The following is a 20,567-nucleotide window of genomic DNA, read 5'->3' as shown; positions in this document are numbered from 1 at the left end:
AGCTACCTCGCCGGCCTCCATCTGCGCGCCTCAATGATCTGGGTCAAGCACCTCACCCGGACCACCACTTGATCACGACTCGATACGCGCCCTAGGGAAGCACTCTTGACGACGATTCGGTGACGGCTGCGGGGCGGCGGCGGATCCATCTGGTGATGTGGCGCACCTTGGGTGGTGCGGGAACGGCGGGTGGTGCCGCCGCTCTGGCGAATTGCCGCAGGTAGGCGCAGACGGTGGAGTAGCCGCCGCGGTCACCCATCGCCTTGATCTCTCGGACCAGCTGCTGGATGTTGGTGCAGCCGGAGTTCCAGCGTTCGTGCAGGTAGGGCTTGTAGTTGTCCAGCTTGCTCGGCCATCCGGCCAGCGAGGCCGCCACCAGCCCGTCGACGGTTTCGGCGTGGTAGTACTTCCGGACGGTCATGGGGGCCAAGCGGAGATCTCTTTGGATCGCGCCTTGGCTCTTGCGCTTCGGCCTTCAGTGCCTGCACCTGCTCATAGCATTCTCGCGCCCGCACCACGCGGGACCGGCTCTCGGCCTGGGCGACCGTCGCCTGCGCGGCGGCCTGCCGAGGATCGGGCAGCCCCTTGGCGGCCGCCTGCTTGAGCGCGGCGTGGTGATGCACCGGTGGTGGGCGGCGACGGCCTTCTCCACGTATTCGCCCAGGTTGGCCCACAGATGCCAACGATCCGCACACTGGATCGCGTCCGGTGTGCCCTCACGGGCGCCGTTCGCGTAGGCCCCGGCGCGGTCACGACACACGACCTCGACGCCCGGGTGCGCGCGCAGCCACTCCGCCAAGGTGTCGGCCTCGCGGTCGTCCAGGACGTCGATGGGCCGGTGGGTGTCCATGTCGATCATCAAGGTCGCTTACGACTGCCCGCGTCGTTTGGCGAAGTCGTCCACGCCCAACACCGTGACCTGGCTGGCCTCAGGGTCGGGCAGGGCGCGGATCAGTCCGATGAGCGAGTCGCGGCCCACCCGCACGCCCAGCAACTCCAGCAGCCCGCGCGGCCAGCGCCAGCCCCATAAGCTCCAAGAGCCGGCGCAGCAGTGTCGTGCGGCGGGCGAACCGCCGGGTCAGACCCGGCACCGATTCAGCGAACCTCCGCACCCGGCACACCGGGTTCTGACAGGTCAAGCGCCGCACCGTGACGGCGATCCGGACCGGACGGCCCGCGGCCGGAAGATCGTGGAGCAGCCGTCGGTAGCGACTGTGCACCCGCGACGACGCCGTGCCGCATTCTCGACACGCCGCCGCTCGTCCGCTTCGTCGCGGCTCCTCGTGGTTCGGGCCGACCGGCCCCGCTGGCTACCGAGCTCGGCGGGTGATGGTGAGCATGTGGCCACTGTCTCCCAGAAGTGACGGCACCGATTCCATCGAGCGTTGGGCGTCAAGCATGAGCGCGCGGCGTTCGGGGTCGTCGAGCCAGTCGTTGACGTCGCCGTACAGCCAGAAGGCGCCCTCCAGCCCGTACCGCTCGACTTCCGGAAACCCGGCGTCGGCGAACTCCCCCGGAACCTCGTCCGGATCGTGGAAGTAGGCGGTGAAACCCCTTACGGGAGAAAGCATGATCCCGTCCGCCGCAGCCGCGTGCGCGGCCTGCCGTTCCCGCTCCCGCAGGTAATGACCGAGGCGGACCGTGTCGTGCACGGCCGCGTAGCGGTTGATGGTCGCGGCCGCCACCTGACCGCCGGGCCGTACGGCACGCCATGCCTCAGCCAGGGCTCGCACCCGATCGGCGCGCTCGGCCAGATGGTAGAGCGGGCCCAGCAGCAGGACCGCGTCCACGCTCGCGTCCGGTACCAGCAGTCGCCGCGCATCACCCAGCCGCGCGCTCACCCCTGGTCAGCAGGCGGGTGGTCAGCAAGCAGCGGACAGGGCGGCGGCCACCCGGTCGAGGGCGGGCAGCGACGGGGTGTAGGGGATGCGCAGGTGATGGACGAGGGTGGCGTCGGCGGCGAAGCGGGGCCCCGGCGTCAGGCTCACGCCCGCCCGGCTCGTGGCCGCGGCGACCTCGTCGGCCCGGGCGGCGCTCAGCCGCAGCCACAGCGCCAGCCCGCCCTGCGGAAGGGTGAAGTGCCAGCGCTCGTCGCCGGCCAGCAGCGCGGCCAGATGGTCACGCTGGCGGCGCAGTTCGGCCCTGCGCCTGTGCAGGATGGGCGCCAGCCCGGCCAGCAGCTCGACGGCCAGCAGTTGCTGCGTGGGCGCCGCGCTCAGCGGCCCGCACAGCGGGTGCGCGCTCAGCTCGCCGATCAGTACGGCGGGCCCGCGGATCCAGCCGATGCGCAGGCCGCCCCACAGCGTCTTGCTGGCCGAGCCGATCAGCACCGCCCCGCCGATCCTGGGCGAAGCGACGGGGTCGTCGCGCAGGTCGAGCTCGCGCAGCGTCTCGTCGGCGACCACCGTGACCTCGTTGGCCGCGGCCAGCTCGGCCACCGTATGGCGGGCGGCGGCTGTCATGAGGGCGCCGGTGGGGTTCTGGAAGTCGGGCGCCAGGTAGGCCAGGCCGCCGCGCGCGGCGGCGAAGGCGTCGGCCAGCTGGTCCAGGTCCCAGGTGTGGGAGTCGACCCCGAAGGCGGCCGCTCTGGCGCCGGTGCCGCGCAGCAGGGACAGGACGTCGAAGTAGGTGGGGCTTTCCACCGCGGCCACCCGGGGCCGCAGGTGCGCGCACAGCAGCGCGAAGGCCGCCCGCGCTCCGGAGGTGACCAGGATCTGCTCAGGCCGGGTGGCCAGCCCCTGCCCGGTGTAGCGCTGCGCGATCAGCGAGCGGAGCGGGGCGAGGCCTGGGCCCGGTTCGCCGTCCTGGGCCAGGACGGGGCCGGCCTGCTCGCCCACGCGCAGCATCGCCGCCTGGAAGGCGTCCTGCGGCGCGGCGGGCACGGCCCTGCGCAGGTCGATGAGCCCCATGGCGCCGCTGGCCGACACGGGTGCGATCCGCTCGGCCAGTTCCGGCGGCAGCCGCAGCGTGCTGGCGCTGCCCTGCCGTGTCCGCACCCAGCCGCTGTCGCGCAGGGTGGCCAGGGCGGCGACCACGGTGCCGCGGCTGACGCCGAGCGCGCCCGCCAGGCGGCGCTCGGCGGGCAGGCGGCTGCCGGTCCTGAGCCGCCCGTCGAGCACCGCCTCGCGCACCGCGCCTGCCAGCGCGGCCACCAGCGGTACTCCGGGCCTGCGCCACTGGCCGAGCGCGGCGACCAGCCGTTCCTCACTCGCCTGCATTGGTCCAGCTTTCCATGATTGGACCAAGCCGTGGGCGGGGCCAGCGGCTATGGTCGGCAGCCGACGAGCCCAAGCACGCCGATGAACCCCAATAACTGAGCCCCAGAACCAAGAACAAGGAGCACGCACGTGGATTCGCATCTGGCCGGTGACCTCGCCCGGCTGCCGGCCCTGCTGGACAGCACCCGCGAACGGGCCACCGCCTTCCTGGAGGGCCTGGCCGAGCGGCCGGTCGTCCCCGAATGGCCGGCCCCGCAGGCGGCGGCGCTGCCGTACACGGGGATCGGGCTGGAAGGCGCCCTCGAGGAGTTCGCGCGACGCTGGGAACCCGGACTGTCGGCCAGCGCGGGGCCCCGCTACCTCGGCTTCGTCACCGGCGGCGTCACCCCCGCCGCGCTGGCAGGAGACTGGCTGACCGGCGCCGTGGACCAGAACGCCATGTCGTCACTGGACCCCACCGGCCAGCACCTGGAACGCGAGACGGTCCGATGGCTAGGCGAACTGTTCGGGCTGAGCGCCGCCCACCAGGGCGTCTTCGTCAGCGGGGCCACCATGTCCAACACCGTCGGACTGGCGATCGCCCGTGAATGGCTCGGCGAAACCCAGGGCGTCTCGGTCGCCGAGGCGGGCACCGCCGCCCTCGGCAGGGTGCGGGTGCTGTCCGGCAGCGCGCACTCCAGCATCTCCAAGGGCCTGTCCATGCTCGGCATGGGCCGCGACAGCCTGATCACGGTGCCCCTCCTGCCGGGCCGCGAAGCCATCGACCCGGCCGCCCTGGAACGCGCCCTGCGGCAGGCGGAGGGGCCCTGCGTGGTCGTCGCCAACGCCGGAACGGTCAACACCGTCGACTTCGACGACCTGCGCGCGCTGGCCGAGCTGAAACAGCGGCATGGGTTCTGGTTGCATGTGGACGCGGCCTTCGGCGCCTTCGCCGCCCTGTCCGCCGAGCACGCCCACCTGCTCGCCGCCCTGGACACGGCCGACTCGGTCTGCGTCGACCTGCACAAATGGCTGAACGTCCCCTACGACAGCGCCGTGGCATTCACCCGCCGCCGCGACCTGCAGGCCCGCGTCTTCCAGAACGCCGCCGCCTACCTCGGCCCGCTCGGCGACAACCCCGACCTGGTCCACCTGAGCCCGGAGAACTCCCGCCGCATGCGTTCACTGGCAGCCTGGTTCACCCTGCGCGCCTACGGGCGCGAGGGCTACAGGGAGATCGTCGAGCGATGCGTGGCCTGCGCGCGGACGCTGGGCCAGGCCGTGGAGGCCATGCCCGGGCTGCGGCTGCTGGCCCCGGTGCGGCTGAACGTCGTCTGCTTCACCCTGGCCTCGGATCCGACACAGGAACGGCTGGCCGCCCTGGCCAAGGCGGCCGCGCCGGAGGTCTTCCTCACCCCGACCGTCCTCGACGGGGTTCCGGCGCTGCGGGCGGCCTTCAGCAACTGGCGCACGAGCCAGGCGGACGCGCTGCGGGCGGCCGAAACCCTGCGACACCTGCTGTGAGGCCTGCCCGCCACCTCCTGACACCCCCGGCGTGCCCGCGCGCGAGCGGCTCGGGTATCGTTGCGACCTCCAGCAGCACTGCGACCGAGGAGGTGAGACCCATTTCGCCACAGCAGGCTGGGTGCTCCCACCTCACAGCCGTCCGGGCCGCCGCACGCGCGTGAGAGCGGAGGGAGCGCCCACAGGCATTCCCCGAAAGGCGCTCATGCCGGCTCCACCCTTGTCCCTCATCGTCTCCACCCTCCGTTCGGCAGGCTGCGTCTTCGCCGAGGACGAGGCCGAACTGCTCACGGCCGCGGCCACCACGCCCGCCGAACTGACCGCCATGGTCGAACAGCGCGCCGCGGGCCTACCGCTGGAACACGTCCTGGGCTGGGCGCAGTTCTGCGACCTGCGCGTGGCCGTCGACCCGCAGGTGTTCGTCCCCCGCCGCCGCACCGAGTTCCTCGCCCACCAGGCGATCGAACTGGCCCGAGCCGCCGCCACCCCGCAGCGGCCGGCCGTCGTCGTCGACCTGTGCTGCGGGTCGGGCGCGCTCGGCGCCGCCGTCGCCGCCGCCCTCCCGCGGCTCGAACTGCACGCCGCCGACATCGAGCCGGCCGCCGTCCGGTGCGCCCGGCGCAACCTGGCCCACCTCGGCGGGCACGTCCACGAAGGCGACCTGTTCACGCCGCTGCCCTCCCACCTGATGGGCCGCGTCGACGTCCTGATCGCCAACGTCCCCTACGTGCCCAGCCAGGACGTCGAGCTGCTGCCCTCCGAAGCCCGCGTCCACGAGCCGCGGGTGGCGCTCGACGGCGGAGCGGACGGGCTCGACGTCATGCGCAGGGTGACGGCGGCCGCGCCCGCGTGGCTGGCGCCGGGCGGCAGCCTGCTGGTGGAGACCAGCGAACGGCAGGCGCCGCACGCCGTCGAGGCCTTCACCGGCAACGGCCTGCACGCCCTCGTCGCCACCTCCGACGAGCTGTACGCCACCGTCGTCATCGGAAGCCTCCCACCCGCGTGACAAGCAAGGCGCCGGCACCGCCCGCCTGCCGTACCCGGAAGGGTCACAGGCGGGCGGTGTTGGCCTCGATGGCCGCGCACAGGTAGGCGGCAAGACCGGGCGCCATCGCCTCGAAGGTGGCGCTGAAGCGCGGATCGCTCACGTACAGCAGGCCGAGCCCCTGATGAATCTCGGGCGTGCACGGGTAGAACCAGCGGCTGATGTGCCCGCGGTGGCGCTCGGCCAGATCCATCACCTGCTCGCTGTCGGCCGCCACACCGGCCTTCAACGCCTCCACCAGCTCGGCGCCGATGCCGGCCGCCTCGGCCCGCAGCTGGAGCCAGTCGGCCTTGGTGTAGGAGGCGACCCTGCGGCGGCTGATGGCGTACTCGCTGCTGCCGCCCCAGCGCCGCTCGGCCTCCGCCTGGTGCTGCTCGGGCCGGAAGTCGCCGAAGACCTCCAAGCGTTCCTCGGGCGTCAGCGTGATGTTCATGCTGCGCGCCTCCATCGCGATCTCCACCGCGGCGACCATGTCGCGCAGCCTGGCCACGCGCAGGGTCAGCAGCTCGTGCTGGCGCCGCAGGTGCGTCATCTCATCGCTGCCCGGATCGTCCAGGATCGCCGCGATCTCCTCCAGGCCGAAGCCGAGCTCGCGGTAGAACAGCACCTGCTGCAGCCGCTCCAGATCGGCGTCGCTGTAGCGGCGGTAGCCCGCGCCGCTACGCTCGGACGGAGACAGCAACCCGATCTCGTCGTAGTGGTGCAACGTGCGCACGGTCACCCCGGCCAGACGCGAGACCTGCCCCACGGACAAACTCATGCACCCCAGCATGAACCCTCACCCAACGTGAGGGTCAAACCTGGCTGGACTTTCCCACCAGGGGAGAGTCCATGCTTGAGACATGGATCTTCTGCCGATCGGGCAGTTCGCCCGTCTCAGCAGGCTCAGCGTCAAACAGCTGCGGCACTACGCCGAGCTCGGCCTGCTGAGCCCCGCCCACGTCGATGAGGACAGCGGCTACCGCTACTACCACCCGTCCCAGGCCCGCCAGGCGCTGTCGATCGGGTTGCTGCGCTCACTCGACGTGCCGCTGGCGGTCATCGGCCAGGTCCTGTCAGGTACGGCAGGCGCACTCGGCCACGTCCGCGACGATCTGGAAGCCGAGCTGCAACGACGGCGGCGAACCCTGTCCGCCCTCGAACGGGTCATGGAGCAAGGACTGCCCGCCGCCCGCGTCGTCGAGGTGGAGGTGCCGTCGCTGCTGGTGGCGGTGACGGCCGAGCAGGCCGCCGACGACCTGGACGTGGCCAGGGCCACCTCGGCCTGCGTCGCCAGGCTCATGGCCACATGGGACAGCGCAGCCGCGGGGGAGCGGGGGCAGCAGCCCGAGCTGATCGGGCTGTTCCCCGTCGAACTGACCGAGCCGTGCACGGTCGAGGTCGCGCTGGTGACCCGATCTCCGGTCGCGGGCGCCTCCCCTCGCGTGCTGACCGGCGGCCGGTTCGCCCAGGCCACCCACATCGGCCCCTACGACCAGATCTCGCTGACCTCCCACGCCCTGGTGGCGTGGTGCGCCGAACGCGGCCACCCCGCCCGCGGCCCGATCCGCGAGGTCTACGCCTCCGACCCCGGCCGCACCCCACCCGACCAGCTCATCACCCACCTACAGATTCCCCTGGAGGAACGACCATGATGACCAGCTACGGCCCCGTCACCGCCCTGACCGTCACCGGCCTGGGCGAACCCGGCGGCAGCGAGCACGCCTCGGCGATCGCCGCCCTCTACACCGTCGCCGGCGCCATGAACGCCCCCATCGGCCCGCTGGAGGGCCGCTGGTGGGTGGAGGACGCCCGGCCCGCGCTGAGCGTGCCGCGCGAGCAGTGGCGCTGGCACCTGCACCTGCCGCTGCCGGTGGCGCCCGAGCCCGGCGCGATGGAGGCGGCCAGGGAGTCGGCGCGGCCGTCCGGGATGGCGGTCGACCGGGTGCAGGTGGTCACCTACACCGAGGGCCAGTGCGTGGAACTCGTCCACGAGGGCCCCTACAGCGAGGAGCACCTGACGCTGGCGGCGATGCAGCAGTACATGGACGCGCACGACCTGGTGGCCAACGGCCTGCACCACGAGGTCTACCTGTCGGACCTGCAGGAGAGCGACCCCGCCAAGATGCGCACCGTGCTGCGCCAGCCGGTCAGGAGCGCGGCGGCGACCGGCTGAGCTGACCCGCCCGCCCGGGCGGAGACGTCGGGGGGCGGTGCGCCTTACGGGAGGGTCAGCACGCGAGGCCCCGCACCGGTGACGGCCACCGTGTGCTCGGCGTGGGCCGCCCTGGCACCGCTACGGCTGCGCAGCGTCCACCCGTCGGCCGCGATCCGGTAGCGGCCGACGCCGTCCTGCACGAACATCGGCTCGATCGCCAGCGCCAGCCCAGGCCGCAGCGGCAGTCCCCGGCCTGGCCTGCCGCGGTTGGGGACGGCCGGGTCCTCGTGCATCTGCCGCCCGATATCGTGCCCTCCGAAGTCGGCGGGCGTGCCGTAGCCGCCTTCGGAGGCGCCGGCGCCGATCGCCGCGCCGACGCTCGCCAGGGGCGCGCTATTGCGGCGACAGCGCCAACCGCACCCCGAAACCCACCAGCACCGTGCCGGTCACCCCATCGATGACCCGCCGCGCCCACGGCCGCTCCAGCCACGACCGCGCCACCCCCGCACCCGCGATCAGCAACGTGAACCACACCATGCCCTCGAGGTTGTGCACCAGCGCCAGCAGCAACCCACCCACCAGCGGCGGGGCCTCCTGCGGCAGGAACTGCGGCAACAACGCCACATAGAACACACCGATCTTCGGATTGAGCAGGTTCGTCAAAGCGCCCCTGGCCCACGCCGCCACCACACCGCCGCTCTCCTCCCGTACGGCAAGCACCCCCGCCTGCGCGACCAGCCCCTCCCGCCGCGCCTTGACGATCATCGACGCGCCGAACCACACCATGTAGGCCGCCCCCGCATACCGCAACACCGTGAAAGCCACCTGCGAAGCCGTCAGCAACGCCGACAATCCGGCCGCGGCCGCCACCCCCCACACCAGCACCCCCGTGTTGACGCCCAGCGCGGTCGCGAACGCCTGCCGCCTGCCCTGCGTCAACGCCGAACGCAACACCAGCGCCGTGTCCAACCCAGGAACGATCGTGAGGAACGCCGCGACGAGCGCGAACGACAGCACAGCCGAAGTCATGGACCCCATGATGCCTTCCGTCGCCCACCCCCGCCACGCGCCCCCGAGCAGGCCTATCCCTGGACAGACGCCGGCCACCCGCCCGGGGCGGCGGCCGGCCACCGCGTGCCGTACGGAAGGATCACCTGCGCTGCTCCGGCGGCGGCTTCAGCAACGGATGGGCGCGCATCGCCACCTCCAGCTCACCCGGCAGCTCGTCACGATAACGCCCCAGCGTCGCCAGATCACTGTGACCCAGCACCCTGCGCACCGCGTCCATGTCGACCGCGTCAGCCAGCAGATGCGTCGCCGTCGTGTGCCGCAGCCCATGCGGCGTCACCGAACGCCGCTGCGACGGATCCACCTCCCGCTGCACCCTGTCGATCACCGCCTGCACATCGCCGCGCGCCAGCCGCCGCCCCCGCCACGACAGCAGCAACGCCTTGTCGGCCGTCTCAGCCCGCCCCCCGGCCAGATACGCCGCCAACGCCTCGGCCACCAACCCCGGCAACGGCACATCACGCGTCTTGCCGCCCTTGCCGAAGATCCGCCAGTAGCGCACCCCGTCGTTGGTGTAGAAATCCTCCACGTTCGCCCGCACCAGCTCCGAGACCCGCGGCCCCATCGTCGACAGCAGCAGCACGATCAACGCATCACGCAACTCCATCCGCTGATCACTGCGCGGCCTGCGCCGCCCCCCGGCCGCCTGCCCCGGCTTCAGCTCCCGCGCCGCCCCGATCAGCCCCTGCGCCTGCTCACGCGTCAACGCCCGCCGCTCGGGCCGCAACCCGCCCCGCTGCTTGGCCGACACCGTCGCCATCGCCATCGGATTGATCTGCACCCACCCCGCCAGCGCCGCGTGCTTGAACAGCGCCGAGATCGACCGCCGAAAGCGCGCCTGCGACGAGGCGCTCTGCAACCCCCCGCTCGCCGCGGCCCGCCGCCCGTCAGGCTTGCGCGCGAACGCCAGCAGGATCGCGTCCACGTCCTCACCCGTCAGATCGTCCAGCACCGTGCCCTCACCGGCCAACGCCACCAGCGTCGCGGCGTCGCGCGCGTACACCTCCGCCGTCGAGGCCGACAACGCCCCCGTCGACGTCTTGGCGCGCACCAGCTCCACATAGCGGTCAGCCGCCTCCGCCACCGTCAGCCTGTTGAGCTCCGCAGGCCGCATGCCCCTCCTCGCCTAGAAGATCCGCGGCAAGACCGTACCGAGCGCCACCGACAAAAACCCGCCCGCGCGCACCATCCAAGCCCCGACACCACAAGGCCGGCGGCGCACAACACGCCACCGGCCTCACCCAGCGAGCACCCTAGATGTCGCGGAAGATCTCGATCCGCGCGCCCAGCGCCGTCAACCGCTCCGCCAGATCCTCATACCCCCGGTTGATCACATAGACGTTGCGCAGCACGGAGGTGCCCTCGGCCGCCATCATCGCCAGCAGCACCACCACCGCCGGCCGCAGCGCCGGAGGACACATCATCTCCGCCGACCGCCACCGCGTCGGACCCTCCACCAGCACCCGATGCGGATCCAGCAGCTTCACCGACGCCCCCAGCCGCGTCAGCTCCGTCAGATAGATCGCCCGGTTGTCGTAGACCCAGTCATGGATGAGCGTCGAACCCTGCGCCGAGGCCGCGATCGCCGCGAAGAACGGCACATTGTCGATGTTCAGCCCGGGAAACGGCATCGGATGGATCTTGTCGGTGGGGGAGACCAGCTTCGAGGGCCGCACCGTCAGATCCACCAGCCGCGTACGGCCATTGGCCGCCCGGTACTCCAGCCCCCGATCATGGTCGAGGCCCATCTCCTCCAGAACCGCCAGCTCGATCTCCAGGAACTCGATCGGCACCCTGCAGATCGTCAGCTCCGAGGAGGTCACCACCGCCGCCGCCAGCAGGCTCATCGCCTCCACCGGATCCTCAGAGGGGGAGTAGTCCACATCCGCCTCGATCTGCGGCACCCCGTGCACCGTCAACGTCGTCGTGCCGATGCCCTCCACCTTCACACCCAGCTCCTCCAGGAAGAAGCACAGGTCCTGCACCATGTAGTTGGAGGAGGCATTACGGATCACCGACACCCCGTCATGACGGGCCGCCGCCAGCAGCGCGTTCTCCGTCACCGTGTCGCCCCGCTCGGTCAGCACGATCGGCCTGGTGGGGGAGACCGACGCATCCACCTTGGCGTGGTACATCCCGCCCGTCGCCGTCACCTCCAGCCCGAAGTGCCGAAGCGCGCTCATGTGCGGCTGCACCGTCCGCGTCCCCAGATCGCAGCCGCCCGCGTACGGAATCTCGAACTGGTCCGTGCGATGCATCAACGGTCCCAGGAACATGATCACGCTCCTGGTACGGCGCGCCGCCTCGGTGTCCATCGACGCCAGATCCAGCTGGGCCGGCGGCACGATCTCCAGGTCGGCGCCGCCGTTGATCCACCGCGCCCGCACCCCGATCGAGGCCAGCACCTCCAGAATCCGGTAGACCTCCTCGATCCGCGCCACCTTCCGCAGGATCGTCCGCCCCGAATTCAGCAGCGACGCGCACAACAACGCCACACACGCGTTCTTGCTCGTCTTGACCTCGATGCTGCCCGACAGCCGCCGGCCGCCCACCACCCGCAGATGCATGGGACCGGCATAACCCAGCGACACGATCTCGCTGTCCAGCGCCTCACCGATGCGGGCGATCATCTCAAGACTGATGTTCTGATTGCCCTTCTCGATGCGGTTGACCGCACTCTGGCTCGTCGCGAGCGCCTCCGCGAGCTGCAACTGCGTCCAACCCCGGTGCTGCCGCGCGTCCCTGATCAGCTTACCGATCCGCACAAGATAGTCATCTGCCACAACAGGCAACATATCTCACATATGAGATTCCTCAGAGACGAGACACACCACGATGCACCGCCACATTCTCCGGCGTCACCACCGCCTTCGCCTTACCCACGAAACCCCGCCGCGCCTCCGAGAACCCCCGCCGATCATCGAACATGTCCCGGCTCATCTCCGCGAGCTCCTCGATCCGGTAGGCGTCCAAGGGCTTGCGCCGCTCATCCTCCTCCCGACGCTCCCGCTTGACCCGCACCAACTCCGCATAATCATCACGACCCGCCAACCGCTCGGCGAACTCCAGGACCTCCTGCTCGAACTCCTCCCGAGACCCCTTCACCACCCGATCGGCCAACCCCATCGACACCGCCTGAGCCGCCCCCACCGGCAACGCCTCAATAGTCAACGACTGCGCCACCTCCGCACCCACCCGCGCAGGCAGCACATACGTCCAGTACTCCGAACCGAACAACCCCATCGTCCGATAGTGCGGATTCAACACCCGCCCCTCACGAACCAGCACCCGGTCCGCGCCCAGCCCCATCATCACCCCACCGGCACCGGCGTTGCCCGCCATCGACGTCACCACCAACTGCCCCGTACACGAAATGATCTCCCGGCACACCCCGTTGATCGCGTTGATGTTCATCCACGCCTCCATCTCCGGATGACGCGCCGACTCGATCACATTCAGATGAATCCCATTGGAGAACACCTCACCACCACGCACCACCAGCACCCGCGTGTCCTGCGCCACCGCATACTGCAGCGCCTCCACCAACCGCCGGCACTGATTGGTCGCCATCGCCCCGTTGTAGAAGTCGAAAGTCACCACCCCGACCCGGCCGGCCCGCTGATACGTGATCTCCGAAAACCCCGGCTGCGACGACGGAGCCCGCCCCAACCGCCGCCGCAGCACCGACACCGCAGGCAGCTTCACCCCACCACGGTCCTCACGCCGCAACTGACCCACCCACACCGTGCCGTCACCGGTGTGCACCAGCGCCGCCCCACCACGACGAGCCGCCACCGTACCCGGCTGGCCCATCAACTGGGGCCCCACCCGCGCGTCGAACACCCGCACATCCATCCCGCACAACACCGCCGCCGCACCCGGCGACCCGTCAGCGGCCCGAATACGCCGCACCACCCGGTCCGACGACTCCGCCCACGAGAACTCCCGATCCACCCGCCGCATCGCCGGACGCAACCTGCCCCACACCTCAGGCCGCCCGTAGTCCAACGGCATCGGCACGAAAGCCGGGTCCTCGGCCTTGCGCGCCACCTCCAGCACCAGCTCGGTCGCCGCGTCCGCCACCGGCCCGTTGTACAGACTGCTCTTGCGCGCGGGATCCTCCGGCAGCGCGAACTCCCGCCACCCCCAGATCGGACCGGCGTCCATCTCCTCGACCGCCTGCAACGCCGTCACACCCCAGCGCCGCTCGCCCTCCAGGATCGCCCAGTCCAGCGAGGACGGACCCCTGTCACCGCGCGGGCCGGGGTGGATGATGATCACCCTCTGCTCGCGCCAGAGCCGCTCGGGCACCCTGTCCTTCAGGAACGGGCAGATGATCAGGTCGGGCTTGGCCAGCGAGACGGCCTCGAGCATGACCTCCTCGGAGATCGCGAGCTCCACCGTCACCTCGTGGCCCGCCTCGCGCAACTCGATCCACGCACGCTGGGTCAGACCGTTGAACGCCGATACAAGAAGCAGAATCCGCACTTTGGAGCATCCTTCAGAGCCGAACATTTGACTAAGAGAGTGATGCTGACATGCCTGAGCAAACCCAAGTGACAGAAACGCTCAAATTCCCGATTTTCCCGACATGCGATATCGGACAAAACGGACAGGCGGGGATGTTTCACTCAGAAATGGGGGACGGGCAAGATCGACTACATGGGGGACGGGTGCCTGGTGGCCGGGGTGGCGCGGCACGTTCCAACGATCTTCGACCAGGGGAGACGGGGTGCCGTGCGTGTGCCCGGCAGGCGGCATGTCCAGGACTGTTCCGGCGGGGGGTTCTGCCCCTTTTCTTATACCAAACAGAATTCACCTTCTGTCCGGTTTAGCATCGATTCACAGCTTTCGCACGAATCGGGTGGCGGCGCGGTGACTCATGCCCGTCTCGCCGCGCACCAGGAAGACCGCCTCCTGGAACTGGCCCGTCGCCTTCAGCTCGCGAGCCTGGTCGGTGACGTCCAGCGCGGGGATGAGGCGGTTACGCGGCCGTCGCGTCAGCCGTACGGCCACGAAGATCAAGAACAGGATCACGGCGGTCACGAGCACGGTCAGCAGGACGAGGGAGCCCAGGCTCGTCAACATGTGTCGATCGTAACCGGATCACAGCGCCTGGACGAAGGCTTCGGCCTCGCTCTGGCCCATGCCCGTCTCGCCGATCACCAGGTGAACGGCCTGTTCGGTACGGCCGGCGGACTTGAGTTCGCGGACGCGGGTGGCCAGGTCGGGCCGGGCGCCGGCGGGCGGGCGCCGGAGGCCGGCGAACATGGGGTGGCCGTGGCCTGCGGCGATGGCGTCGACGACGTCTTTGGCCTGCTTGAGGCCGAGGCCTGTGTGCTGGCGCAGGAGTTTGATGGCCTGGATCTGGCGGCCGCCTGCGATCAGGTCGCGCAGGGCGCCTTCGAGGTCGTGCGGCGCGGTCGGCCGCATCATCGGTTGCATGGGTGGCGCTGTGGCCGGTCGGCGGCTCACGCGGACGGCGGCGCCGATGATGAGGATCGCCAGGAGCACGATGACGGCGATGACCGCGAGGATGATGAGGAGTTCGGCCACTCCGATGTTCGGCATGGCGTGATCGTATCCGGCCGGCGTTTGCTCGATAATGAACATTATGTCAAGTAGTGGTGGTGGCGCGGTGGTGGCGCGCTCTCCTGACGGGATCCCTTGACGGATCGTGGAAAGACTGACCCGGAATGATTGGGTCGCATAGTGTGGGTAATCCGTACATCGGATTAGGGAGCACACGTGGGGAACGACTCGGTCTTGTGCCAGGTGTGCCAGGGGGTTCTACCCGCTAGCGGCCGTGACGCGTACACGACGGCTCGTGGCCGGCTCATCGTGACCAACGGGTACTGCGAGGGCGGGTGCGCCGAGCGGATGGCCGCGCGGCAGCCGCAACAGCAGCAGCACCAGCACCGGCAGCAGCCGGTCGAGGCCGTTCGGCAGTCGCCTGGTGTGCGGGTGTTGAGCTCCTAGGTTCTCGTTCGGGCGGTCACCGCTCCCCCTTGATCGTTGGGGTTGCTTCGGCCTGCGGGGTGTGGCTCCGCGGGCCTTCTTGGTGTGCGCCTGAGTGGTGCGGGGGTGGCTGTCAGCTCTCCTCTCCCCCGCTGGGCGGCCTCTGTGGTGTTTCGGCCGGTTACTGTGCGTGACCACTCTCCCCCGGTTCGGTGTGCCAGTAGTCGCGGGTCTCGATGGCGAGGCCGTCGGGGTCGAAGCGGGCGAAGACGCATCCTGCGAGCACGGTGGGCTGGTCGCCGTCGAGGGCGTGGACGCGGAATTCGATGGCGACGCGGTCGCCGTCGACGAGGGGTGTGTGGAAGGTGACGGTGATGGGTGTCTCGCCGTCGAAGGACCAGCGGATGTAGTCGAGGATGGCCGCTTTGCCGTGGTGGGGTGGGCGGAAGGGCATGCTGGTGTGGACGGCGTGGTCGGCGTAGAGGGTCGCCAGGGCGTCGAGGTCGTGGTGGGTCCAGCCGTGCTGCCAGGTGTCGGCGAAGCGCTGGGCGGCGGTGCGGGTGTTCATGGTGCTGATTTAATCGCTTGCGGTTTTGTCGGTGCCGTTGGTTAGTGTTCCGGCTCGTGGCTGCTCTTCAATCTCTCATCTCGGCGCGTGGGCTGGTCAAGCGGTTCGGTGAGTTCACCGCGGTGGACGGCATCGATCTCGAGGTGGCTCCCGGCGAGGCGTTCGGGTTCCTGGGTCCCAATGGGGCGGGTAAGTCGTCGACGATGCGGATGATCTCGTGTGTGTCGATGCCGTCGGCGGGTGAGTTGCGGATCTTGGGGATGGATCCGGTGCGGGAGGGGCCGGCGATCAGGGCGCGGCTGGGTGTGTGCCCGCAGTTGGACAATCTGGATCCTGATCTGACGGTGCGGGAGAACTTGACGACCTATGCCCGGTATTTCGGGTTGTCGCGGGCGCAGGCGCGGGAGCGGGCCGAGGAGATGCTCGAGTTCGCGCAGTTGACGGAGAAGGCTTCCAGCAAGGTGGAGCCGCTGTCGGGTGGGATGAAGCGGCGGTTGACGATCGCGCGGGCGATGGTGAACGAGCCTGATCTGGTGTTGCTGGATGAGCCGACGACGGGGTTGGATCCCCAGGCGCGGCATCTGCTGTGGGAGCGGTTGTTCCGGTTGAAGCAGCGTGGGGTGACGTTGGTGTTGACGACGCACTACATGGATGAGGCCGAGCAGTTGTGTGATCGGCTGGTGGTGATGGACGGCGGGCGGATCGTGGCCGAGGGGTCGCCGCGGTCGTTGATCGAGGCGTATTCCTCTGCCGAGGTGGTGGAGTTGCGGTTCGGGGCCGAGCTGCTGGAGGGGTTCGTGGAGCGGTTGTCGGGGGTGGGTGATCGGGTGGATGTGTTGCCTGATCGGATCCTGTTGTATGCCAAGGACGGCGATGAGGCGGTGTCGGAGGTGCATCGCAGGGAGTTGGCGCCTTCGAGTGTGCTGGTGCGGCGTTCGTCGCTGGAGGATGTGTTCCTGCACCTGACCGGCCGGACGTTGGTGGACTGATGGCGCATCCGACGGTGGCTGTGCTGGAGCGGCATCTGACGTTGTACAAGCGGTTGTGGCGGGCGTCGTTGTTCTCGACGTTCCTGTTGCCGTTGCTGTTCCTGGCGAGTATCGGGCTGGGGGTCGGGGGTTACGTGGGCACGGTGGGTGGCGTGCCGTACGTGGAGTGGATCGTGCCGGGGGTGTTGGCGTCGACGGCGTTTCAGATGGCGGTGGGTGAGTGCACCTACAGCGTGCTGAGCGAGTTCAAGTGGACGCGGGGCGCGCATGCGATGTTCGCGACGCGGGTGTCGGCGTGGGACATGGTGCGGGGCTGGATGCTCTACGTGGTGTTCCGGGTGGAGGTTGCGGCGGTGGTGTTCCTGGCTGTGGTGGCCGGGTTCGGGGCGTTGTCGTCGGTGTGGTCGGTGGTGACGTTGCTGGTGGTCGGGGTGTTGGCGGTGGCGGTGGCGGCGCCTGTGTCGGCGTTCGCGGCGTCGATCGATCATGACAGTTACTTCGCGTTGCTGTTTCGGTTCGTGATGATTCCTTCGACGTTGTTCGCCGGGGTGTTCTTTCCGGTGGAGCAGTTGCCTGAGTTGGTGCGGCCGTTGGCGTATGCGTCGCCGTTGTGGCATGGGGTGGAGTTGTGCAGGGCGGCGACGTTGGGGGCCGCTCCCCCGTGGCCGGTGTGGGTGCATGTGGGTTATCTGCTGGTGTTCGGTGTGGCGGGGTTGTGCTGGGCCGCCTATGCCTTCCGTAAGCGACTTCAGGACTGATGATGGTGACCTTGTTGGTGGCTCGGCAGGTGTCGGCGGGCCGGGTTGGTGCGGTGGTGGGCCGCAATCTGGGGGCGTTGCGGAGCGGGGCTTCGTACTGGCTGGTGCTGGTGTCGGGGTTTTTCGAGCCGTTGTTGTACCTGTTGTCGATCGGGGTCGGCGTGGGTGCGTTGGTGGGGCGGATTCCGCTGGGTGATGGGCGGGTGGTGTCCTATGCGGTGTTCGTGGCTCCGGCGATGTTGGCGGCTTCGGCGATGAACGGTGCGTTGGCGGAGACGACGTTCAACTTCTTTTTCAAGATGAAGTACGCCAAGACGTTCGAGGCGATTTTGGCGACGCCGGTGCGGCCGATCGAGGTGGCGCTGGGTGAACTGACGTGGGCGATGGTGCGTAGCTCGTTCTATACGGCGGCGTTCTTGCTGGTGATGGCTGTGATGGGGTTGGCGGAGCCGTGGTGGGCGTTGGCGGCTTTTCCGGCGACGATGCTGGTGGGGGTGGCGTTCGGGGCGGTGGGGATGGCGGTGTCGACGTTCTTGCGGGGGTGGCAGGACTTCGATCTGATGACGGCGGCGCAGTTCTCGTTGTTCCTGTTTTCTGGGACGTTCGCGCCGGTGGGGGGTTATCCGCCGGTGTTGGCGGCGGTGGTGGAGGTGACGCCGTTGTATCAGGCGGTGGAGTTGGTGCGGGGTCTGGCGTTGGGGCGCTTGGAGTGGGCGTTGGCGGGGCACGCGTTGTATCTGGCGGCGCTGGCGGTGTTGGGGTTGTGGGTGGCTTCTCGGCGGATTCAGCGGGTGTTGTGTTCGTGAACGGCGGTCACTGAGCTGGTCGGGAGGGGGCCGTAGAGGTGGGGGAAGGTCTCGTCGCTTCCTTCTGGGGTTTCGTAGCGGATGTCGAGGCCGGTGGGGTCGATTTCGAGCAGGAGCAGGGGTTCGGTGACGTCGGTGTAGAAGCGGTCGGTGACGGCTTGGGCTTGGCGGCGGTCGGTGCTGAGGTGGATGAAGCCTTCTTGTTCGAGGGTGCGGCCGCGGGTGGAGATGCGGTATTCGCCGGTGTTTTGGGCGTGGTGCCAGTCGGTGGCGTAGGCGATGTGCAGGACGTTCATGTGAGGGCCTCCAGGGCGAGGTCGACGTCGAGTTCGGTGGTGTAGAGGTGGAAGCTGGCGCGTAGTTTTCCTGCGCGTGCGGCCATGCGGACGCCTGCGCGTTGGAGTCGTTGCGGGTTGTCGGGGTGGGTGGTGTCGAGGGAGACGATGGCGCTGTCTCCTGGTGGTTGGCCCAGGCCGGTGCGGAAGCGGTTGGCCATGGCGAGGTTGTGTCGGCGGATGTCGTTGATGTCGAGTTGGTTGAGCAGGTCGAGGGTGGGGGCGGCGCCGACGTAGGAGAACCAGGCGGGTGACAGGTCGAAGGCGCGGGCGTCGGGGTGGTGGGTGAGCGGCATGCCGTACATGCTGGTGCCGGAGTACCAGTTGGCGGCGGTGGGTGTCATGCGTTCGCGTAGGCGGGGTGATAGGTAGCCGAAGGCGGCGCCGCGTGGGCACATCAGCCATTTGTAGGCGGCGCAGGCGAGGGCGTCGAGGCCGTGGGTGGTGATGGGCAGCCAGCCGCAGGCTTGGCTGGCGTCGGCGATGACGAGGGTGTCGTGGGCGCGGGCGGCTTGGATGATGTCGTCGAGGGCGGCGAGTTGGCCGGTGGCCGATTGGACGAGGCTGAAGGCGACGGCGGTGGTGTCGGGGGTGATGGCGTCGGCCAGGCGGTCGGGTGGGGCGGTGTCGACGTGGGCTGCTGTGGCCCAGGGGTAGAGGTTGCTGGTGAATTCGATGTCGGGGACCAGGACGCGGGCGTGTGGTGGGAGGGCGGTGGCGATCTGGGAGATGATCTGGGAGACGGTGGAGCTGATGGTGATGTCTTGGGTGGGTGCGCCGATGAGGGTGGCGAAGGCGGCACGTGAGCGGGTGACCTGGTCGTCCCAGGGTTGCCAGTCGGTGCTGCCGTGTCGCCATTGGGTGAGTGCGGCTTGGAGTTGGTCGTAGGCGGGGGTGGGTGGCAGGCCGTAGCTGGCGGTGTTGAGCCAGCCCGGGCTGGGTTGCCAGAGTTTGCGGGCGGCGTCGAGGTGCATGTCGGTCAGCTTAGGGAAGCGGGAAAATGTGTCGCTTTCGCGGGGTGTGCTTCCTACACTGCGGGGATGCTCAAGCCTTCTTTTCCGCTCGTGACCGAGCGGTTGTCGTTGCGTCCTTTCACTGGTGATGATCTGCGGGCGATTAATGCGTGGGAGCGTTTGCCTGAGGTGGCTCGGTTCTTGTACTGGGAGCCTCGTGATCTTGAGGGTTCGCGTCAGATGCTGGACAAGCGGGTGACGCGGGTGGCGGTGCTGGAGGAGGGCGATGTGCTCGATCTTGCTGTCACGTTGCGTGAGACGGGGCAGGTGATCGGGCAGGTGTTGCTGAACTGGACGAGCCGTCAGCACGAGCAGGGTGAGATCGGGTACGTGCTGCATCCTGACTTCCACGGCAAGGGGTATGCGCCGGAGGCGAGCAGGGAGATGCTGCGGCTGGGGTTCGAGGAGTTGGGGCTGCACCGCATCGTGGGGCGGTTGGACGGCCGGAACACGGCTTCGGGGCGGGTGCTGGAGAAGCTGGGGATGCGCCGTGAGGCTCATCTGGTGGAGAACGAGCTGGTCAAGGGCGAGTGGACCGATGAGGTCGTGTACGCGATGCTCAGCTCGGAGTGGGTTGCTTTGTCGCGTTAGCGGGTGCGGCGGGGCGGTGGCCTGGCGTGGTGGTCGCCGTGCTCGCGACCACTGCCAGTTTGATTGACGCCAGTGTCAAGGTTGCATGCTTGCCGTATGATCTTCACGCAGGCAGAACTCGACTATCTGACTGAACAGCGCCTTGGCCGCCTGGCCACTGTCTCTCCGACCGGCCATGTCCAGAACAACCCTGTGGGGTTCTTCGTGGACGCCTCTTCGGGCACGATCACCATCGGCGGGCACGCGCTGGGGGCGTCCAAGAAGTTTAGGAATGTCCAGCAGGGCAGCACGGTGTCGTTCGTCGTCGACGACCTGGCCTCGGTGGACCCGTGGGTGGTGCGCGGCATCGAGATCCGGGGCTCGGCGGTGGCCCTGACTGACCACGAGCCGCCGGTGCCGTATTTCTCACGGGAGATCATCACGATCACTCCCAGCAAGATCATCTCTTGGGGTTTGGATGGGCCTCGGTCGAGCCGCAAGGTGTGAGAGTGCGTTACGCGAGCCTCTGCCCGTGATGCCGCAGTGTGATCGAGGGGATTTGTAGCGTTACCGCCAATAGGCGGGTCCGGGTGTGCTGG

24 protein-coding genes and 1 pseudogene are annotated in these 20,567 nt (G+C 69.1%); 9 read left to right on the top strand and 16 right to left on the bottom strand.

The window, feature by feature from the left end:
• Positions 1–91 precede the first annotated feature (91 nt).
• From AB0B45_RS50405 to AB0B45_RS50385, 5 genes and pseudogenes are all read right to left on the bottom strand, one after another.
• Positions 92–421: a hypothetical protein gene (locus tag AB0B45_RS50405; protein WP_358146019.1), complete on the bottom strand. Its 330-nt coding sequence runs from the start codon at positions 419–421 to the stop codon at positions 92–94.
• A 54-nt stretch (positions 422–475) separates the two neighbouring features.
• On the bottom strand, positions 476–859 hold the full coding sequence (locus tag AB0B45_RS50400) for a transposase (RefSeq protein ID WP_358146017.1): 384 nt from the start codon (positions 857–859) through the stop codon (positions 476–478).
• Between the two features lie 70 nt (positions 860–929).
• A pseudogene (locus tag AB0B45_RS50395) lies at positions 930–1,247 on the bottom strand (transposase family protein); the annotation flags it as partial.
• A gap of 63 nt (positions 1,248–1,310) precedes the next feature.
• A complete protein-coding gene (locus tag AB0B45_RS50390; RefSeq protein ID WP_358146015.1) occupies positions 1,311–1,841 on the bottom strand; it encodes a class I SAM-dependent methyltransferase in 531 nt (176 codons plus the stop codon).
• 21 nt (positions 1,842–1,862) lie between these two features.
• Positions 1,863–3,218 (bottom strand): PLP-dependent aminotransferase family protein, encoded by a 1,356-nt coding sequence (locus AB0B45_RS50385; protein ID WP_358146014.1) that lies wholly within the window; start codon positions 3,216–3,218, stop codon positions 1,863–1,865.
• Positions 3,219–3,347: 129 nt separating this feature from the next.
• Between AB0B45_RS50385 and AB0B45_RS50380 the strand changes: the two genes are divergently transcribed.
• Positions 3,348–4,721: a pyridoxal-dependent decarboxylase gene (locus AB0B45_RS50380; RefSeq protein ID WP_358146013.1), complete on the top strand. Its 1,374-nt coding sequence runs from the start codon at positions 3,348–3,350 to the stop codon at positions 4,719–4,721.
• 205 nt (positions 4,722–4,926) lie between these two features.
• On the top strand, positions 4,927–5,727 hold the full coding sequence (locus AB0B45_RS50375; protein WP_358146012.1) for a putative protein N(5)-glutamine methyltransferase: 801 nt from the start codon (positions 4,927–4,929) through the stop codon (positions 5,725–5,727).
• A gap of 43 nt (positions 5,728–5,770) precedes the next feature.
• Here AB0B45_RS50375 and AB0B45_RS50370 read toward each other — a convergent pair whose 3' ends face one another.
• Positions 5,771–6,526: a MerR family transcriptional regulator gene (locus AB0B45_RS50370; protein WP_358146010.1), complete on the bottom strand. Its 756-nt coding sequence runs from the start codon at positions 6,524–6,526 to the stop codon at positions 5,771–5,773.
• An 82-nt stretch (positions 6,527–6,608) separates the two neighbouring features.
• Here AB0B45_RS50370 and AB0B45_RS50365 point away from each other — a divergent pair, with 82 nt between their 5' ends.
• Positions 6,609–7,400, top strand: a complete 792-nt coding sequence (locus tag AB0B45_RS50365; RefSeq protein WP_358146008.1) for a MerR family transcriptional regulator — start codon at positions 6,609–6,611, stop codon at positions 7,398–7,400.
• Positions 7,397–7,921, top strand: coding sequence for a GyrI-like domain-containing protein (locus tag AB0B45_RS50360; protein ID WP_358146006.1), 525 nt, complete (start codon positions 7,397–7,399; stop codon positions 7,919–7,921). Before AB0B45_RS50365 ends, AB0B45_RS50360 begins: the two co-directional genes overlap by 4 nt.
• A 44-nt stretch (positions 7,922–7,965) precedes the next feature.
• On the opposite strand, the gene AB0B45_RS50355 is transcribed toward AB0B45_RS50360, so the two are convergent.
• The 8 genes from AB0B45_RS50355 to AB0B45_RS50320 all read right to left on the bottom strand — a co-directional run bounded on the left by AB0B45_RS50355 (position 7,966) and on the right by AB0B45_RS50320 (position 15,497).
• The gene (locus AB0B45_RS50355; RefSeq protein WP_358146021.1) at positions 7,966–8,289 is read right to left on the bottom strand and encodes a M24 family metallopeptidase; all 324 of its coding nucleotides are present in this window, start codon (positions 8,287–8,289) and stop codon (positions 7,966–7,968) included.
• 7 nt (positions 8,290–8,296) lie between these two features.
• Positions 8,297–8,932 (bottom strand): LysE family translocator, encoded by a 636-nt coding sequence (locus tag AB0B45_RS50350; RefSeq protein ID WP_358146005.1) that lies wholly within the window; start codon positions 8,930–8,932, stop codon positions 8,297–8,299.
• Positions 8,933–9,053: 121 nt separating this feature from the next.
• Positions 9,054–10,085 carry a tyrosine-type recombinase/integrase gene (locus AB0B45_RS50345; RefSeq protein WP_358146003.1) on the bottom strand — a complete coding sequence of 344 codons (1,032 nt, stop codon included), beginning with the start codon at positions 10,083–10,085 and terminating at the stop codon, positions 9,054–9,056.
• A gap of 139 nt (positions 10,086–10,224) precedes the next feature.
• Positions 10,225–11,754 (bottom strand): UDP-N-acetylglucosamine 1-carboxyvinyltransferase, encoded by a 1,530-nt coding sequence (locus AB0B45_RS50340; RefSeq protein ID WP_358146001.1) that lies wholly within the window; start codon positions 11,752–11,754, stop codon positions 10,225–10,227.
• A gap of 31 nt (positions 11,755–11,785) precedes the next feature.
• A complete protein-coding gene (locus tag AB0B45_RS50335; RefSeq protein ID WP_358145999.1) occupies positions 11,786–13,459 on the bottom strand; it encodes an enoyl-CoA hydratase-related protein in 1,674 nt (557 codons plus the stop codon).
• A gap of 354 nt (positions 13,460–13,813) precedes the next feature.
• Entirely contained in the window at positions 13,814–14,059 is a 246-nt protein-coding gene (locus AB0B45_RS50330; protein WP_358145998.1) for a hypothetical protein, read from the bottom strand.
• 18 nt (positions 14,060–14,077) lie between these two features.
• A complete protein-coding gene (locus tag AB0B45_RS50325) occupies positions 14,078–14,542 on the bottom strand; it encodes a ribosomal protein L7/L12 (protein ID WP_358145996.1) in 465 nt (154 codons plus the stop codon).
• 568 nt (positions 14,543–15,110) lie between these two features.
• A complete protein-coding gene (locus tag AB0B45_RS50320) occupies positions 15,111–15,497 on the bottom strand; it encodes a nuclear transport factor 2 family protein (RefSeq protein ID WP_358145993.1) in 387 nt (128 codons plus the stop codon).
• Positions 15,498–15,553: 56 nt separating this feature from the next.
• On the opposite strand from AB0B45_RS50320, the gene AB0B45_RS50315 reads away from it, so the two are divergent.
• Genes AB0B45_RS50315 through AB0B45_RS50305 form a run of 3 tightly spaced genes read left to right on the top strand, consistent with a single transcriptional unit; the run spans position 15,554 to position 18,050 of the window.
• The gene (locus AB0B45_RS50315) at positions 15,554–16,486 is read left to right on the top strand and encodes an ATP-binding cassette domain-containing protein (protein ID WP_358145991.1); all 933 of its coding nucleotides are present in this window, start codon (positions 15,554–15,556) and stop codon (positions 16,484–16,486) included.
• On the top strand, positions 16,486–17,244 hold the full coding sequence (locus tag AB0B45_RS50310) for an ABC transporter permease (protein ID WP_358145989.1): 759 nt from the start codon (positions 16,486–16,488) through the stop codon (positions 17,242–17,244). Before AB0B45_RS50315 ends, AB0B45_RS50310 begins: the two co-directional genes overlap by 1 nt.
• The gene (locus AB0B45_RS50305) at positions 17,244–18,050 is read left to right on the top strand and encodes an ABC transporter permease (RefSeq protein WP_358145988.1); all 807 of its coding nucleotides are present in this window, start codon (positions 17,244–17,246) and stop codon (positions 18,048–18,050) included. Before AB0B45_RS50310 ends, AB0B45_RS50305 begins: the two co-directional genes overlap by 1 nt.
• On the opposite strand, the gene AB0B45_RS50300 is transcribed toward AB0B45_RS50305, so the two are convergent.
• Together AB0B45_RS50300 and AB0B45_RS50295 are read right to left on the bottom strand one after the other, a co-directional pair.
• Entirely contained in the window at positions 18,029–18,346 is a 318-nt protein-coding gene (locus tag AB0B45_RS50300; protein WP_358145987.1) for a DUF952 domain-containing protein, read from the bottom strand. The genes AB0B45_RS50305 and AB0B45_RS50300 overlap by 22 nt on opposite strands.
• Entirely contained in the window at positions 18,343–19,359 is a 1,017-nt protein-coding gene (locus AB0B45_RS50295) for an aminotransferase class V-fold PLP-dependent enzyme (protein WP_358145985.1), read from the bottom strand. The genes AB0B45_RS50300 and AB0B45_RS50295 overlap by 4 nt, the downstream gene beginning before the upstream one ends.
• Before the next feature lie 66 nt (positions 19,360–19,425).
• Between AB0B45_RS50295 and AB0B45_RS50290 the strand changes: the two genes are divergently transcribed.
• Positions 19,426–19,989, top strand: coding sequence for a GNAT family N-acetyltransferase (locus tag AB0B45_RS50290; RefSeq protein WP_358145984.1), 564 nt, complete (start codon positions 19,426–19,428; stop codon positions 19,987–19,989).
• Positions 19,990–20,085: 96 nt separating this feature from the next.
• Positions 20,086–20,475 (top strand): PPOX class F420-dependent oxidoreductase, encoded by a 390-nt coding sequence (locus AB0B45_RS50285; protein WP_358145982.1) that lies wholly within the window; start codon positions 20,086–20,088, stop codon positions 20,473–20,475.
• Positions 20,476–20,567: the final 92 nt, after the last annotated feature.

The sequence above is a fragment of the Nonomuraea sp. NPDC049152 genome, assembly GCF_040648355.1.
Lineage (GTDB): Bacteria > Actinomycetota > Actinomycetes > Streptosporangiales > Streptosporangiaceae > Nonomuraea.
Note: the sequence above shows the minus strand (reverse complement) of the source record. Positions and strands in the feature narration are given on the sequence as shown.